Genomic DNA, 14,995 nt, shown 5'->3' with positions numbered 1-14,995 from the left:
GGTATTTAATAAAAATGTTCGCTATGAGTCCTGCGTCGATTCTACTTTGCGTAGCTGAGATAGATACTTAACCCAACTTTTTGCCTGATTCGATGGCTTAATCTCATTCGCTCTTTTGGCATTAGCGAGCGCATCGTCAAACCGCTTAAGTTTGTAGTAAGCGCGAGTTTTGATAAGTGCAACATCCGCTTTACGACCTCTGACCTTATCGAGCGCGGCAATGGCATCTTTATAATGGCCTTCTTGCACCAACAGTTGAGAATAGTTCCAGTAATACTGCCTATCTAGCTGAGCTGCAATACGCCAGCTATCAATAGACTCTTCCCACTCTTTTGCCATTTGCCAATACGTTGCTTGCTGGGCTTTTAGCTTACTATTCGAGTTTACATCCTCTAGCTCGTTCATCACCAACGCAGCTCTCTCAGGAATACCTCGTTTCGCGTACAATTGTGCCAGCAGCTTTAAGTCATCTTGGCTAAGTTGTAACCCTTTCAGTTTTGCCAACGCCAAAGAGTCTAGGGCACGTTTGTTGTCATCAACCCGTAGGTATAGAGCAACAAGCTGACGCCACCATTCAATTCGTTCAGGTTCAATCACGATTAAGCGTTTGATGGTCGAGATTGCCGGCTTCCACTTTTTCAGTTCTAGCTCAGCAGAAAGCTTTATCGACAACGCGCCAAGCTTGTCTGGCTGACCAAACTTCTCATAACGAGCCATTGCTGAAAGCACTTTTTGCCACTGACTCAGTTGATAATGAGATTGGGAAATACGCAGCCATAGTTCATGCGCTTTTTGACCTTTAGGAATGTTTTTGCTCAAGGCATAGTAATGAGGTAAAGCCTTAGAAAAACGTTGCTCGTTCAGCAGTATATCAGCCAACATTTTTCGGGTTTGCCATGCTTGCTCATCTTGTAGCAAACCACTATTGACTGCCAACTCAAGTTGCTTAATCGCCGCTTGAGTTTGCTCGTTCTGCCAGTAAAAAATACCCAACATTCGAGCGACATAAGCTTGGTCATATCCACGAGAAAGCTCCATAGCTTCAAGAGATGAAATCGCTTCTTTTAGTTTCTCCTCCTGAGCCAAGTTGTGTGCTCGTTGAACTCTCGCTGCGGTGTATTGGCTTAACTCACTGGCAATGGTTGAGAGTGCACTCAGGCTTAATACCGTACCGATTAAGAATTTTTTCATCATTTGGCTAACTTGAACTCCACTTTAGCGGTTTGTCCGAACTGCTCAATTGACACACCATCCTCAACTTTTGGCTGATACTTCCATTTTTTAAGCGCACGGATTGCTTCCCTTTCAAACATGCGCTCGGGCTCAGCCTCGATCACTTCAATATCTTTTGGTCGTCCAGTTGCATCGATCGTGAAACGCATAATGACATAACCTTCCACTCTACGTTTCAGCGCCTTACTTGGATAGCGAGGATCAACACAATACAACGGCAGTGCTTGCTGGTTGCCCATTGTTCCCTTCAAGTTTGGGGCGCTAATCGCGATGCCTTCAAGGGCTGTGTTTAAACCTAAAGCACTGACTGGCGTCATCTGACTCATTGGTTCCATTTGAGTGTCAGCTTGAGACAGATCCATTGGCTCCGGCGCTTGAGGTGGTTCTGGTTGCTCCGGCACTGAACGTTGACGACGCTGCACGTCTGCTTCATTCTCTACCATCACCATATCAAAACGAACGGCTTCTGAAGCTTCTGGTGCACGCTGGTTGCCTTTATCAACCATCCACGCCATAAAGCTAAACAAGCTCACAGAAATTAACAGTGATGCTGGTAGTGCAAGTAACAGCCTGCCCATTAAGGTTTCTCCGCCGCCAAAGCAATGTTTTTCACACCTGCTGCCTTTGCAGCGTCCATCACTTTCACGACAGTGCCATTGTAAGCATGCTCGTCAGCTTGGATAACTAACGAGGCATCAGGCTGATCAAGTAACAGATGCTCAATAGAGGCCTCAACACGCTCAATATCAACCACTCGTTTGTCGATGTACACATCATTCGCTGCCGTTACTGCGATAAAAATGCCCGCGTCTTTTTGACTTACTACATTAGAAGCCTGAGGGCGATTCACTTCTACACCGGATTCACGTACAAACGAACTGGTCACAATGAAGAAGATCAACATGATGAAGACGATATCAAGCATCGAGGTTAAATCGACTTGAGCTTCATCTTGTTGGTTAGGTCTGCGTCCGAGTCTCACTTTTGACTCCTTAAAGATTGTTCTAACTGGATAGCTTTTCGTTCACACACTTTGCTAAGGCGAGCATGAATAAACATGCCCGCAAGCGCTGCTACCATACCTGCCATGGTTGGCAGCGTAGCAAGTGAGATACCAGAAGCCATCAATTTCGGATTGCTGCTGCCTTGCGATGCCATTACGTCAAACACCGTAATCATGCCTGTCACCGTCCCTAACAACCCTAGCATTGGGCAAACCGCCACAAGTAGCTTAATAGTCGATAGGTTTTGGCGCAGTTCGATTTGCGCTTTTGCAATCCATCCTTCACGGATTTGATGCGCGTACCAAGAGTGGTGCTCTGATCTTGCTTGCCACTGCTCACAAAGCTGTTTTTTTACCCCAGGGAAAACCGTTGTGAGATAAATAACTCGCTCCATAACCAACAGCCAGCACACCGCCACGACGGCGGCCAGCCACCATAGGATTTGACCACCTTGCTGCATAAAGCTCATCAATGTTGTGGCCCAATCCTCACTGATCAAACCCAATGTGCTGAGTAGGATCTGCTCCATTACGCTGCGTTCTCCGCTAAGGTGTTAGAGTGACTTTTGTTACTCGGCATATCACGCTCAGCTTGTTCTGCAACTAAACCGATGCCTTGTTTTTCTAAGATACTGCGAATATTTTCTGCTTGAGAGCTCAATACGTTGTGCGCTAATAGCAAAGGCATGGCTGAAACAAGGCCAAGTACGGTAGTCACAAGTGCCATTGAAATACCACCCGCCATTACTTTCGGATCACCATTACCAAATTGAGTGATGACTTGGAAGGTTTCGATCATACCCGTTACCGTGCCTAGTAGGCCAAGCATAGGAGCTAGAGCAGCAAGAAGCTTAAGCATCGACAACCCTTTTTCTAGGTGGGTTTGCTCATCAACAACAGCTTCCAAAAGACGTAGTTCTAACGCTTCTACGCTGCGATGCTTGTCTTTCTGGTATACCGCAAGCACGCGACCCAAAGGGTTGTTTCCTGGCTGCGCTGGGGTTTTCAGTTGCTTCATGATTTTCTGGCGCGAAATCATCAGTGATGCACCACGTACGAGCGCAATCAATAGGCCGATAGCCAATAAACCAAGGATTATTTTACCGACAACGCCACCCGCATTTAGGCGATCAGCCAAAGTCGGTGAGTTTGCAAGCTGTTCAAGAAGAATGCCACGTGATGGATCAATGACAAGTGCATCAATGTCACCAGAGGAAATAGTATTCGCTGTTGGACCGTTCTCAGGCTGACGAAGATAGTTTACCGCGTCTCCGCGTTGACCATTCCACTTAACGTAGCCAGTCTCATCCAGCAGCGCCATAGAACCAAGACGAACACCATTAACCGTTTGTTCACGACCTTCGCCATTTAGCAGTGTGAAAGAGACGTTTGCCATTTCACCGCTTGCTTTGATTTGTTCTTCCATGCTGCGCCACATCGCCTGAAGTTGGGTCAACGTTGGCAGTGATTTAGCCGCAACAATAGCATCGATATCTTTCTGATATGAGTTTGCATCTACACCCGTTACTGAGCTCTTGAGCTCTGACTCTAGCTCTTTTGCGGTCTGGCGAACGACGCCAAATAGCTCACCTAAGCTCCCGGTTTCTAGACGTAGCTTTTCTTCTAGCTGCGCCAGTTCCGCTTCGTTTTCACCGAAAGTAACACTTAATGAATCCGCTTCTGCTTGAAGAGCAGCTCGCTCTGCTGCCAATTTATTCTTTATAGCCTGTAGCTCTTGCTCTGTTTGCTTAAAACCTGATTCACGCGTGACATTGTGCGATTGCTGTTGACGATTTTCTTGCTGCGCCTTTTGTAACAACGCATCACTAGCAACAGTTGTATGAGGCATTAATGCGGCTGTCGAGATTAGTGCAACCGATAACCATTTTTTCATCATTTATTTGCCCTCCGCAGCGGTTAACGACACTGGCAGAGTTAACATACTCGGCGCGATCTGTTTATTCGCCATAGCGAACGCTTTATCTAGCTCTGATTTTTGCTCAGAACCCACTTGTTGCCATGCTTGTTGTTGCTGTGACCAGCTCCAAAATGTGTCACCAGATAAGCTACGCGCTACCAAAGACAAACGCCCTAAATAGAGAATGTCCGCCTCCACAGCTTCATTGTCACCTAGGTTAATCTTGCCTTGGTAAACGCCAAGCTTGGTGCCGTAATCCATTTCAATTTGGTACGCTTCTAAAATACGACGAAACTTCTCTGCATCCGCAACGTCTGCACGCGTCATCATGGAATCCAGCTTTGCAATTCGCTCCTCACGTTGCGCTTTGCGTATAGGCTTGTCGTTAGCGACGAGCACTTTTAAGCCCTCAAGCATGTGATACATCAAAGGCACGACACCTTGACGAGTTTGAGCAATCTGCTCAATTTGCTCGTTCAAGCTATCAACTTCTTGATTTTGACTTTCAACAAGGCTTGCAAGATGATCGCGATAAATCTTCAAGTTACCGACTTCCTCTTGCAGCTGCTCAATTTCAGCTTCTAGAGTAAGTGATTTTTCTGCGCTTGCATCAATACGTTTTTGGCTTACCGCCGACGACTGGTTTGTTTTACTCTGCACAGCTTGTGCATCGTTTAAGTTCGCCGCGTGAGCGGGAATCAAAACCGATGATATCAACAGAGCGATACTTGATTTCATTAGATTCATACGAGTTATATTTCTGTGTTCCAAAAACGACCAAAGGGGAAGACTACCCTTCCCCTTTAATAATCAAATTGTTATCAGTACTTGAACTGGATTGTTGCCATGTAGTTGCGGCTTTCTCCAACCACAACCCCACTCGCACCTTTTTGCTCGCCATTCGTGCTACCACCACCTGCGAAGTAGTCGGTATCGAATAAATTCTCGACATTGAATCGAGCAATAATATCCAAGTTTTCATCGTACTTATGTTTGTATGACACGCCCATATCAACGCGAGCGTAGCCATCTTTCTTGAAGGTGTTCTGTGCATCACCGTAGCGATCACCTTCATAAATCAAACCAAGGTTTAAGTTAGTGTTGTCTTGAACCTTGTAGCTAGACCATAGACTTGCCGAGAACTCTGGCACGTCTACAGGGCGGTTACCTTCATATCTTTCTGCCTTCTTAAGCTCTGCATCCAAATACATTGCAGAAGCGGTTAGCGACAACTCTGGGGTCACAAAACCTTGAGCCATTAACTCAGCGCCTTTGTGAACTTGCTCACCACCTTGCGTTTTCTTGTGTAGGAGATTGCCGCCCGCGTCTTTGCCGCTTTCAACATCCAGCGAGATGTTCTCTAACGTGATATCAAACACAGCACCAGATACAAATAAACGCTGATCAAACAGTTCCCACTTCGTACCGATTTCATAAGAGATACCACGCTCAGCGTCGAGTTTCTCACCTTCATTGATGTAGGTACGACTACCGTTGCTGACTTCACCTTGAGGCATGAAGCTTTCAGAATACTGAACGTAAACCGAGCCATTCGTCGATGGGTGGAAAATGACACCAAATTTTGGAGAAACCTGGTTTTCGGTCAGTTCATCATCACGCTTTTCGTCATAACGAACACCTGCAAGCACTTGCCAGTAATCATTAATCGTCATCATATTTTGCGCGTAGATACCCCAAGTATCGTACTCAGCAGTTGGTGATTTCTTCGAACTACGATAGCTAGGCTTAGGCACCGTTTCTCCTGGCGCAATACTCGCCTCATTATGAAATGCCATAAAGCGATCATAACTGTAATCTAAGTAGTTAGCGCCCACTAACAACGTGTTTTCCGTACCGAACAAAGTAAAGTCCGTCGTCACATCTATATATGCAGTATCAAATACCCAATTATCGGAGCGATCGTTGCCTCGATGCTTAATCGTATTTAACTCTTCATACTGATCAAACTTAGGGTAAGACTCTACATCAAAACGCTTAAAGTCTTGGCGGTTGTAACCTGCTTTTACGTTCACGTTATCCGTGACTTGCGCATTAATATCGACACCGTAGTTTTCTACTTCGTTATCAATTTCAGACCACTGCGCATCCCAAATGTACTTATCACCGCGAACCGCTTTGCCATCAACAATGTATGCGCCAGAGTCCACGCTACCATCGTCTTTCGTGCGATCGTAATGAGCCGATACCATAAAGTTGTCTGTGATATCGTACTCAACCACTAGGCCAGCTACCGTACGATCTGTTTTAGGCTCAGTGCCATCACCGTACCTGCGCCAAGAGCCGTAGCTTTCTTTGGCAAAAATTGCGCGCGCTCGCAGTGTCTCTGCATCATTTAGCGCGCCGCTCACATCAAGCACAGTGCGTGAGTGATCATTCGAACCTAGATCTTGGCTCAAACTTGCTTGTGTTTGAGTTGTTGGTTTTTTCGAAACCATGTTTACCAAGCCACCCGGCTCAGATTTACCGTATAGCAGACCTGATGGACCTTTAAGCACTTCAACACGCTCTAAAAGCTCAATTGGCTGACGGTAGTGTGACCAGTGTTGACGGCCATCACGAAGAAAACCGTCTGAACTGCTAAGTTCAAAACCACGTAGAGAGAAACGTTCGCGGTTACGGCTTGTACCACCCGCGCTAACACTTGCATCGTTACGTAGCACTTCACCAAGTGTACTTGCACGCTGCTCATCAATTACCGTTTCATCGATAACCGCTACTTGTCCCGGCGTTTCCAGCTGCGTCATTTCCATGCGCATTGCTGTACTGTTTGTATCCGCCTTGTAGCCGAACTCTCGACCTTCTACAATTACATGTTCGTCTGTTTGAACTTCCGCCACTGCAGGTGTTGCTAACACTGCACCGATCACTAACGCCAAATGGCTCTTAGTAAACATATCCTTTCACTCCGATTATTATTTTTCGGGTCACATACTTGTTGAATGCGATTCCCTCTTAATTATTTCGCGGGTGAATATAAGTGATAAGTATTACCATTTGCATTAAATTTACATTCTTTGCATTTGCAAACTTTTGTAAAGTACTCTCTGATGATGCGCCATGATAATGTGATGTTAATCACAAAAATTACGACTTAATCATACTTATTGCTTGAACACTAAAGTAACCCTCAGACCACCTTGCTCACGGTTTTTCGCCGTAACTGCTCCACCCATAATACGCATGGATTCTTTGACAATCGCAAGACCTAAACCGTAGCCACCAAGCTTTTTATCTCTAGAAGCATCTAAGCGTGTAAACGGATCAAAAATATCGACCAGCTTGTTATCTGGAATACCAGGCCCATCATCAGATACTGACATGATGGTGAACTGCTGCCCTTCTTTGACATAATTTTCCAGAGAAACTTCTATCTGAGATGCTGGTCCTGAATATTTAATGGCATTACCAATAAGATTGTTCAAACAACGAATGACCAGCGTTTCTTCACAAATGGCTTTAGCACATACAGCTTCTGAGCGGAAAGACAACGTCTGTTCTGACTTCAAATCTATTTTGCAACGTTCTACTTGCGGGGAGAGCAAAACTTCTAAATCACAGCGTTTCGTGGCTTTGTCGAAGCGCGCATTTTCCAAGCGACTGAACTCCAATATATCGCTGATCAAATGGTTTAGCTCTTTTGCTTCATCTTCTAGCCTTGTCACTAGGCTTTGCTCACTTTCTCCAACACGCTTTCGCAAAAGATGCAGAACCAAGTTCTGCCTCGCTAACGGCGTTCTCAATTCGTGAGAGACATCTCTTATAAGCAGTCGCTGCTTTTCAGCGAGAGAATGAATCTGTTGCGTCATGTGATCGAAGTCTTGCGCTAACTCGTTAAACTCACGCGTGCTCGACTTCAGCTCTTTCACGACACTGACATTAAAATCGCCATTAGATAGCTTTTTGCTTGCTTCTCTCAATCGATCCAATGGTTGCTGTAAGTTACGTGCCATTAGCAGCGAAAAGAGCGCCAAAATAACCACTGCAATCACGACTTTGAGAATAGAGAAATACAGAATGAAGTCATTTGCAGGGTGCAGTCGATGTGGCAATTGAATCACTAAAGTATTGCCATGAACTAAAGGAATATTGATGATGGGGCGATTCACTTTCCCCTCAAGTTGATCATCAATGCTTCTCTTAAATTGAAGTTTGAACTCGAAGTGCGGATGCATCAGACGGTGCGTAACTGGTTGCTGATGTTCATTCAACACAAATAAATAAAAGTTTTGCGCATTTGCCCAGTCAGCAAGTTCGTCCATGTCTCCGTGCTCAATCAATACATTGGCTTGATGTGCAAGGTCTAGCATTTCTTCTCGCACACTATCGGGCACTTTCAACATGGCTTTCACCAGAGCTTGTTCCGCTAAGGATTGCACGACCAAAATACTAATGACAATTGCGGTCATGCAACTAAATAACTTGAACGCTAAGCTATCTTTACGTTTTGCAATAAAAGGTGGACACCGGAGCTTCATTAACGGTTTACAGCCTCTAAATAACTGTAACCTTTGCCACGGAAGGTTTTGATATGTTGCTTGGAAAGCCCCGCCTCAACTAACTTGCGACGTATGTTACTGATGTGCATATCAAGGTTGCGATCAAAAGGACTCAGCTCTTTCTTTAACACTTCGGTTTGAAGCTCTGCTTTTGAAATCACGACTCCTTGGTTTTTTACCAAGTAGCTCAATAGTTCAGCTTCCGTACTTGTGAGGGGTAAGCTATTAAGCTGGTCGCTGATCGTTTGAACGGTACTACACATCGTCTGACGTTGACGTTCCAAGCCAACACGACGAAGAATCGCTTTGATGCGCATTAGAAGCTCAGCGACATTAAAGGGCTTTCCGATATACTGATCGGCCCCCGCTTGGTAACCATCAAGCATCGAGTTTTCATCGTTGAGAGCGGTAAGCATTAGAATAGGTGTCGCGAAGCGCTGACAGATCCTACGAGCAACTTGCATGCCGTTAAGGTTTGGTAACATGACATCAAGCAATACAAGATCTACAGGCGTTTTTTCCATATATTGCAGCGCACTTTCACCGCAATGCACAGAAGAGACGATGTAGCCCTCCTCTTGCAAAACCGCTTCTAACAGCTCACACAAAGGAACGTCATCATCGACTATCAAAACTCGTGACATTACCACTCACCATTCAAATAAAAATGGTTCGCATTTTATTACTCATTTACTAATTAAACAACTACACACTCTAAGGCTTTAAGTCCACAGGACTCAGTCCAAGAAGCAGCAACGTGCCATTAGAGTTTAATGTTCACTTTTACTAAAGGTTCCTAACAATATGCACCTAGATATATCTTCATAGAAAAAACGAGTACAATCTGGCAACCGCAAAGCAAAAGATAAAGCGAATGGAAACGTTATTAATTGGTCACCGTGGCGTGGCAGGTTCATACCCTGAGAATACAAAAATAAGCATTCAGGCAGCCATTGACCTGGGGTTGAAGTGGGTGGAAGTGGATATACAGCCTACCAAAGATAATGTTTTAGTGGTTTGCCATGATCATACCGTCAATCGATGCAGCAATGGACAAGGCCGTGTTGATGAGCTCACCCTGGAAGAGTTAAAAGCATTAGATTTCGGTAGTTGGTTTAGCACAGACTTTTCAGGCGAGAAGATCGTGACACTAGATGAACTGCTCACTTTAGCTACTGAGAATAAGCTTAACTTGAATATCGAAGTTAAAGTAGACAACCATCCAGCGGAAGAAGTGGCGCAGACTCTCGCCAATGCGTTAGCAAAAAGTCCAATGCCGCAAGAGAATGTACTCCTATCGAGCTTTAGTCATGACGCCATTAGAGCGATGCACAAATACTGCAGTGGCTACCGATTGGGTGTGTTAAGTGAATTCTTTACGAGAAAAGATAAACGCCTTTTGGAAGAAGTTAGTGCCTATAGCTGCAACCTAAACATTAACTGGGTTCGTACTCGCCAGATAAACAAACTCCAACAAGCCGGTTACAAAGTGATGTGCTATACGGTGAACAATCCAAATAAACTGAAATACCTGCCTCAGTTAGACGGTATTTTTAGTGATCATCCACAGCGCTTTATGCCATAGCCTATAAGAGCCAGAACATTAAAGGGGACCTTTTATTACCACTCAATCTGAATTGGTGTCCCCATCTCGACAAGCTGGATAAATTCATCCATCTCCTCGTTGGTAATCGCAATACACCCATTAGTCCAATCAAAACTTTGGATGTAAATCGGCAACTGACTCTCACCGTTTTTTAAGCCATGAATTTTGATGTTCCCTCCAGGGGACACCCCTCGGCGCTTCGCTTCCAACGTATCAATCGCATCAGGGTAACTGATATGCACAGAACGATAAAAAGCAGAGTCCTCTATAACATAATCTAGAGTGTACTCGCCCTCTGGCGTGCGATTGTCTCCCTCTTCTTGTTTATGTCCTTGAGGGTTCGCTCCTAAAGCAATTCGGTATTCTTTTAGCACTGCTCCTTGTTCCATCAAATACATTCGACGCTTAGACTTGTCGACTTTAACAAGGTCAACAGCTGCGTGAGTGCCCGAAGCAAACACACAACACAAGAACATAGAGCACCATTTTACTGACATTGTCGTAACGCCTAAGCTAATAAAGTGAACAAGAAAAGAGCGATAATGCTAGTCAGTTAATGCTCGTAAAGCAAACAGTATCTAATGCGGAACCGTAAGATAGCACTCGCTGAAAGGCGTACTTCTTGTTGTTGTTTGATACAACAAAAGTCAAAGAGAAGATTTCTCTATTCATTGCGGCTAAGTTGCATTACTTTATAAGCATATTTATTTATAAAGTCCGCACTTTTTGAGAGGGAACCATGATTAACATTGCTTTTTTTAGTGCAAAATCCTACGACGAAGCCTCTTTTAATAAAATTAAAAATAACCGCGATTTTGAATTTCACTATCACGACTTCCGACTAACCGAAAAAACAGCCAAGATGGCGCACGGCAGTGATGTCGTATGTGCGTTTGTTAATGATGATCTTTCAGCTCCTGTCCTTAAACAGCTTTCTCTGGGCGGGACCAAGCTTATTGCTATGCGCTGCGCGGGATTTGATAAAGTTGATCAACAAGCAGCCAAAGAACTAGGTTTACAAGTGGTTCGAGTTCCTGCTTACTCACCAGAGGCAGTGGCAGAGCACACGGTTGGTTTAATGATGTGCCTAAACCGCCGTCTTCACAAGGCCTACCAACGGACACGTGACGCCAACTTCTCGCTAGAAGGTCTTGTTGGCTTTAACTTTTTCGGAAAAACCGTTGGTGTTATTGGTACGGGTAAGATTGGTATCGCGACGATGCGTATCTTCAAAGGGCTTGGCATGGAGCTGCTTTGCTACGACCCCTACGAAAACCCATTAGCGCTAGAAATGGGAGCCCGTTACTGTTCGCTTGAAGAAATCTACGCTAATGCGGATGTTATCTCTCTCCATTGCCCAATGAGTGAAGAAAACTATCACTTACTGAACGAAAAAGCCTTCGCGCAAATGAAAGATGGCGTGATGATCATTAACACCAGTCGAGGCGAGTTGCTAGATTCACTAGCAGCGATAGAAGCGTTGAAACAAGGTAAGATTGGTGCGCTTGGCCTAGACGTGTATGACAATGAAAAAGACTTATTCTTCCAAGATAAATCTAACGATGTCATTGTAGATGATGTTTTCCGCCGTTTATCGGCTTGTCATAACGTGCTGTTTACTGGCCACCAAGCATTCTTGACTCACGAAGCACTTAATAATATTGCCTCTGTGACGCTTGATAACGTCGAAGCCTTTTTCTCTGGTAACGTATCGGGCAATGAACTGATTAACTAAAGCCAGACAATCGAGAAGTATAGTAGAGCGTGTGATCTCAGCTATGCTATACTTCTCGACTATTTAAAATTTGAGCCAAATTACCATGAGCATAAAAACTGATATTCAAAAGCTGCACAACCGTTTAGATACATGCCAACGTAAACTTGATGCGGCACGTTCTCGTGGTGATCACGAAATGATTACAAAGTTCACGGATGAAGTAGAACAGCTTACCAAAAAGCTTAACCAGTTAAAGCACAAGCAAAACTATGAGCTGAACAAAGAACGTAAAAGCTTACTTGATATGCCTTTCTCTCGTGAAATCACCAAAGCAGAACAAGCGGACATCGGCAAACTGAAAAAACGCGTACGCGGCTTAGTAATCGTTCACCCATTAACAAAAGTTGGTAAAGAACTTCGCCTTGATGTGATGACAGGCTTTGCGCCAAAAGAGTTTTAAAACTCGCATTAACATTTATGGAGCCTAAGCATTTGCTTGGGCTTTTTATTTTGTACTGCTTCATTAGATTTCATCGACATATCAATCCATAAGCTATTAAAAAGGCCAGCGACAAAAGCCACTGACCTATTTCGACCAATATCGTACGCATTACATCTCAACGTTACGACAGTTGCTGCAACTTGTGCTCCACAACAGGATCATTCGGAACCAACTGCTGAGCGACTTCCAAAAGCTGTACTGCATCTTTCGGGTTGTCATACTCATGCTTAAGTGCAATATCAACAAGTGGCTGAATATCGATTTGCGCTTGATGCTCCTTCACATGTTCTTTCTTTTCTTCAATTAGTACATTATGAGCGGTACTCAGTAAGTTTAAACGATGCTGTGAGCTCGCATTCGCCTTGTTAAGGCACTGATAGTAATCTTCTTTTAAGCGCAGCGTTTTGGTCTGATGACGAAACTGCGCTATATCTATCTTCTGATAACGTATAAAGTCTACGGCCACTTGCTTATAAAAACCGAATTTATTCAAATACGTCGCGTGGGTACCATGTCCCATCCCGAAGACTCTTAAGTGAGTGAGCTCTGGGTAGCGTTTGGCGTGAAGGCGGTCGATTTCATTAGTTGGATCATAAATGATGTAGCCTTTTGCATCGCCAAGGTCAAGGTCATGATACTTTCCTTCCCAATCAAATTGTTGGGCTAGTTCAGTACTTGGCCTATCATCCCATGGCACCAAAACTTTGTTTTTTGTGCTGACCGGGTGAAACATCAATACTTGATCCAATTTTAATAGATTAGAAAATGCACCAATAGCAAAACCACCGCGGCTAAGTCCATAGCCTAAACGACATTCAAAGGGCTCAAGTAAAGTCGACAGTTGCTCTAGAAAGAAAATCAAATTACGGCTACGAAACCAGTTACTTTTCCCAAGATGCTGAAATGAAATAATATTTACTTTTTGTTTCTGGGCTAAGCGATAACCCCAAGGCGCAAAGTCTGAGTGTAAGTCCTGTACTTGTAGATTCGTACCAGCAGGGGAAAAGGTGAACAACAACGGTTTATTGCGGTCGATAAACTCATACTTAACAAATACATCATCAAGTAAGTCCTCCCCGGACATCGGTAGCCTGGTTTGCTGTTCTTCACGAGAAAGAGCCAGCCATTCATCCAACCAGTACAGTAACTTCATTAATCCTCCATCTAAATTGCGCCTAGCAATTGTGTTAAAAATCTAGTTTTTAGTGTGTGATCATCTCTCCCTGGTTACAGGGGACTCTGATATCAGTCCTCTTTTAAAACAAAGCGTGAATTTGCTTATTAAATTGGTCAATATCTAAGGTTTGATGGCGAACAAACTCCTGCGCCACCAGATTAAAAAATTCTAATTTATCTAATTGTGTGGATTGAGTGCCGTGTCCCATACCGACGACTTTTAAATGGGTAAGCTCTGGATAACGTTCAGCATGAAGACGATCAATGCGATTGGATGGGTCATAAATAATATAACCTTTGGCATTGCCCAAATCTCGATCATGGTAGCCGCTTTCCCAAGCAAACTGAGCAAGCTCAGTACTCGGCCGATCATCCCAAGGCACTAACGCTTTATTTTTAGTGCTAACAGGATAAAACAACAAAAGATGTTCTAGTTTCAGCAAGTTAGCGAACGCGCCAATTGCAAAGCCACCTCGACTTTGCCCATAACCCAAACGACATTTGAAGGGATGAAGCAACTCAGATAGCTGCTCCAGAAAGAAAATCAAATTCCGACTACGGAACCAATTACTTTGTCCTAAATGTTGAAAGGCAATAATGTTTACTTTTTGTTGTATTCCGAGCTCGTAGCCCCAAGGAGGAAAATCCGGAGTTAAGTCTTGTACCTGCACATCAGTACCGGAAGGAGAAAATGTGAACAACAATGGCTTGTTAAGATCGACGAGTTCATACTTCACAAACACATCATCAAGTAAATCGTAGCCAGAGATAGGTAAAGCCGTCTCTTGTTCTTGTTGAGTAAGAGCTTGCCATTCATCTAACCAGTAAAGTAGCTTCATTTTTCCTCCAAGTACATTTGCAGTATTTAGACTGGGACTCTATCAAAATGCGTTTAAGCATCCCACGTTGAGACTTAACAAAGCTCTATTTGAAGCCCAAATGACACGTATGGAAATGTCTTCGATTGAAGGTATTACTGCGTAAACTAAACCCAATGTAGGTACGCAAAAACTTGGAGAAAGAGCTAGAGAAAAACCAATTAGAAGTTTCGATAACAGCGGTTAAAAAACAGCAGATACAAAAAAACCGCTGTAAGAACAGCGGTTTTTTAAAAGTGGCGGAGAGATAGGGATTTGAACCCTAGATACGCTATTAACGTATGCCGGTTTTCAAGACCGGTGCTTTCAACCACTCAGCCATCTCTCCACAAATTGTTACTAAAACTTAGTCTTATACTATTGATGCTAATTTTTAGTTTTGCCTTCAGTTATACCAAGTGAAAAGGAAACTTGAAAGCGATGTTTAAAGCCTGGCGATGTCCTA

The 14,995-nt window shown here is 44.0% G+C and carries 15 protein-coding genes and 1 tRNA gene; 3 read left to right on the top strand and 13 right to left on the bottom strand.

Annotated features, from left to right (window positions below):
- Positions 1-21: 21 nt before the first annotated feature.
- From IJ23_RS10520 to IJ23_RS10480, 9 genes are all read right to left on the bottom strand, one after another.
- Positions 22-1,194 (bottom strand): tetratricopeptide repeat protein, encoded by a 1,173-nt coding sequence (locus IJ23_RS10520; protein WP_033906228.1) that lies wholly within the window; start codon positions 1,192-1,194, stop codon positions 22-24.
- Positions 1,191-1,811 (bottom strand): energy transducer TonB, encoded by a 621-nt coding sequence (locus IJ23_RS10515; RefSeq protein ID WP_033906227.1) that lies wholly within the window; start codon positions 1,809-1,811, stop codon positions 1,191-1,193. Before IJ23_RS10515 ends, IJ23_RS10520 begins: the two co-directional genes overlap by 4 nt.
- The gene (locus IJ23_RS10510) at positions 1,811-2,215 is read right to left on the bottom strand and encodes an ExbD/TolR family protein (protein ID WP_005374257.1); all 405 of its coding nucleotides are present in this window, start codon (positions 2,213-2,215) and stop codon (positions 1,811-1,813) included. Before IJ23_RS10510 ends, IJ23_RS10515 begins: the two co-directional genes overlap by 1 nt.
- Positions 2,212-2,766, bottom strand: a complete 555-nt coding sequence (locus tag IJ23_RS10505) for a MotA/TolQ/ExbB proton channel family protein (RefSeq protein WP_017635540.1) — start codon at positions 2,764-2,766, stop codon at positions 2,212-2,214. Before IJ23_RS10505 ends, IJ23_RS10510 begins: the two co-directional genes overlap by 4 nt.
- Positions 2,766-4,133 (bottom strand): MotA/TolQ/ExbB proton channel family protein, encoded by a 1,368-nt coding sequence (locus IJ23_RS10500; protein ID WP_033906226.1) that lies wholly within the window; start codon positions 4,131-4,133, stop codon positions 2,766-2,768. Before IJ23_RS10500 ends, IJ23_RS10505 begins: the two co-directional genes overlap by 1 nt.
- Positions 4,134-4,901 (bottom strand): DUF3450 domain-containing protein, encoded by a 768-nt coding sequence (locus IJ23_RS10495; RefSeq protein ID WP_005374260.1) that lies wholly within the window; start codon positions 4,899-4,901, stop codon positions 4,134-4,136.
- Positions 4,902-4,975: 74 nt separating this feature from the next.
- Positions 4,976-7,069, bottom strand: coding sequence for a TonB-dependent siderophore receptor (locus tag IJ23_RS10490; RefSeq protein WP_033906225.1), 2,094 nt, complete (start codon positions 7,067-7,069; stop codon positions 4,976-4,978).
- A 207-nt stretch (positions 7,070-7,276) separates the two neighbouring features.
- Positions 7,277-8,650, bottom strand: coding sequence for a sensor histidine kinase (locus IJ23_RS10485; protein ID WP_033906224.1), 1,374 nt, complete (start codon positions 8,648-8,650; stop codon positions 7,277-7,279).
- Positions 8,650-9,315: a response regulator transcription factor gene (locus IJ23_RS10480; RefSeq protein ID WP_005386018.1), complete on the bottom strand. Its 666-nt coding sequence runs from the start codon at positions 9,313-9,315 to the stop codon at positions 8,650-8,652. Before IJ23_RS10480 ends, IJ23_RS10485 begins: the two co-directional genes overlap by 1 nt.
- 230 nt (positions 9,316-9,545) lie before the next feature.
- Here IJ23_RS10480 and IJ23_RS10475 point away from each other — a divergent pair, with 230 nt between their 5' ends.
- A complete protein-coding gene (locus tag IJ23_RS10475) occupies positions 9,546-10,256 on the top strand; it encodes a glycerophosphodiester phosphodiesterase family protein (protein ID WP_033906223.1) in 711 nt (236 codons plus the stop codon).
- Positions 10,257-10,291: 35 nt separating this feature from the next.
- Here IJ23_RS10475 and IJ23_RS10470 read toward each other — a convergent pair whose 3' ends face one another.
- On the bottom strand, positions 10,292-10,774 hold the full coding sequence (locus tag IJ23_RS10470; RefSeq protein WP_017819702.1) for a L,D-transpeptidase family protein: 483 nt from the start codon (positions 10,772-10,774) through the stop codon (positions 10,292-10,294).
- 242 nt (positions 10,775-11,016) lie between these two features.
- Here IJ23_RS10470 and IJ23_RS10465 point away from each other — a divergent pair, with 242 nt between their 5' ends.
- Together IJ23_RS10465 and IJ23_RS10460 are read left to right on the top strand one after the other, a co-directional pair.
- Positions 11,017-12,012 carry a 2-hydroxyacid dehydrogenase gene (locus IJ23_RS10465; RefSeq protein ID WP_033906222.1) on the top strand — a complete coding sequence of 332 codons (996 nt, stop codon included), beginning with the start codon at positions 11,017-11,019 and terminating at the stop codon, positions 12,010-12,012.
- Positions 12,013-12,097: 85 nt separating this feature from the next.
- Entirely contained in the window at positions 12,098-12,454 is a 357-nt protein-coding gene (locus IJ23_RS10460; protein ID WP_005374274.1) for a YibL family ribosome-associated protein, read from the top strand.
- A gap of 163 nt (positions 12,455-12,617) precedes the next feature.
- Here IJ23_RS10460 and IJ23_RS10455 read toward each other — a convergent pair whose 3' ends face one another.
- From IJ23_RS10455 to IJ23_RS10445, 3 genes are all read right to left on the bottom strand, one after another.
- Positions 12,618-13,649, bottom strand: coding sequence for a hypothetical protein (locus IJ23_RS10455; protein ID WP_033906221.1), 1,032 nt, complete (start codon positions 13,647-13,649; stop codon positions 12,618-12,620).
- A gap of 103 nt (positions 13,650-13,752) precedes the next feature.
- On the bottom strand, positions 13,753-14,511 hold the full coding sequence (locus IJ23_RS10450) for a hypothetical protein (RefSeq protein ID WP_033906220.1): 759 nt from the start codon (positions 14,509-14,511) through the stop codon (positions 13,753-13,755).
- Positions 14,512-14,787: 276 nt separating this feature from the next.
- A tRNA-Ser gene (locus tag IJ23_RS10445) sits at positions 14,788-14,878 on the bottom strand.
- Positions 14,879-14,995: the final 117 nt, after the last annotated feature.

This window comes from Vibrio sp. OY15 (genome assembly GCF_000742455.1).
GTDB lineage: Bacteria > Pseudomonadota > Gammaproteobacteria > Enterobacterales > Vibrionaceae > Vibrio > Vibrio alginolyticus.
Note: the sequence above shows the minus strand (reverse complement) of the source record. Positions and strands in the feature narration are given on the sequence as shown.

Excerpts from the sequence above, each read along its gene's own strand:
- IJ23_RS10465 (WP_033906222.1), top strand. The coding sequence starts at position 11,017 with ATGATTAACATTGCTTTTTTTAGTGCAAAATCCTACGACGAAGCCTCT.
- IJ23_RS10495 (WP_005374260.1), bottom strand. The coding sequence starts at position 4,901 with ATGAATCTAATGAAATCAAGTATCGCTCTGTTGATATCATCGGTTTTG.
- IJ23_RS10505 (WP_017635540.1), bottom strand. The coding sequence starts at position 2,766 with ATGGAGCAGATCCTACTCAGCACATTGGGTTTGATCAGTGAGGATTGG.
- IJ23_RS10520 (WP_033906228.1), bottom strand. The coding sequence starts at position 1,194 with ATGATGAAAAAATTCTTAATCGGTACGGTATTAAGCCTGAGTGCACTC.
- IJ23_RS10490 (WP_033906225.1), bottom strand. The coding sequence starts at position 7,069 with ATGTTTACTAAGAGCCATTTGGCGTTAGTGATCGGTGCAGTGTTAGCA.
- IJ23_RS10460 (WP_005374274.1), top strand. The coding sequence starts at position 12,098 with ATGAGCATAAAAACTGATATTCAAAAGCTGCACAACCGTTTAGATACA.
- IJ23_RS10480 (WP_005386018.1), bottom strand. The coding sequence starts at position 9,315 with ATGTCACGAGTTTTGATAGTCGATGATGACGTTCCTTTGTGTGAGCTG.
- IJ23_RS10450 (WP_033906220.1), bottom strand. The coding sequence starts at position 14,511 with ATGAAGCTACTTTACTGGTTAGATGAATGGCAAGCTCTTACTCAACAA.
- IJ23_RS10475 (WP_033906223.1), top strand. The coding sequence starts at position 9,546 with ATGGAAACGTTATTAATTGGTCACCGTGGCGTGGCAGGTTCATACCCT.
- IJ23_RS10470 (WP_017819702.1), bottom strand. The coding sequence starts at position 10,774 with ATGTCAGTAAAATGGTGCTCTATGTTCTTGTGTTGTGTGTTTGCTTCG.
- IJ23_RS10485 (WP_033906224.1), bottom strand. The coding sequence starts at position 8,650 with ATGAAGCTCCGGTGTCCACCTTTTATTGCAAAACGTAAAGATAGCTTA.
- IJ23_RS10455 (WP_033906221.1), bottom strand. The coding sequence starts at position 13,649 with ATGAAGTTACTGTACTGGTTGGATGAATGGCTGGCTCTTTCTCGTGAA.
- IJ23_RS10500 (WP_033906226.1), bottom strand. The coding sequence starts at position 4,133 with ATGATGAAAAAATGGTTATCGGTTGCACTAATCTCGACAGCCGCATTA.
- IJ23_RS10515 (WP_033906227.1), bottom strand. The coding sequence starts at position 1,811 with ATGGGCAGGCTGTTACTTGCACTACCAGCATCACTGTTAATTTCTGTG.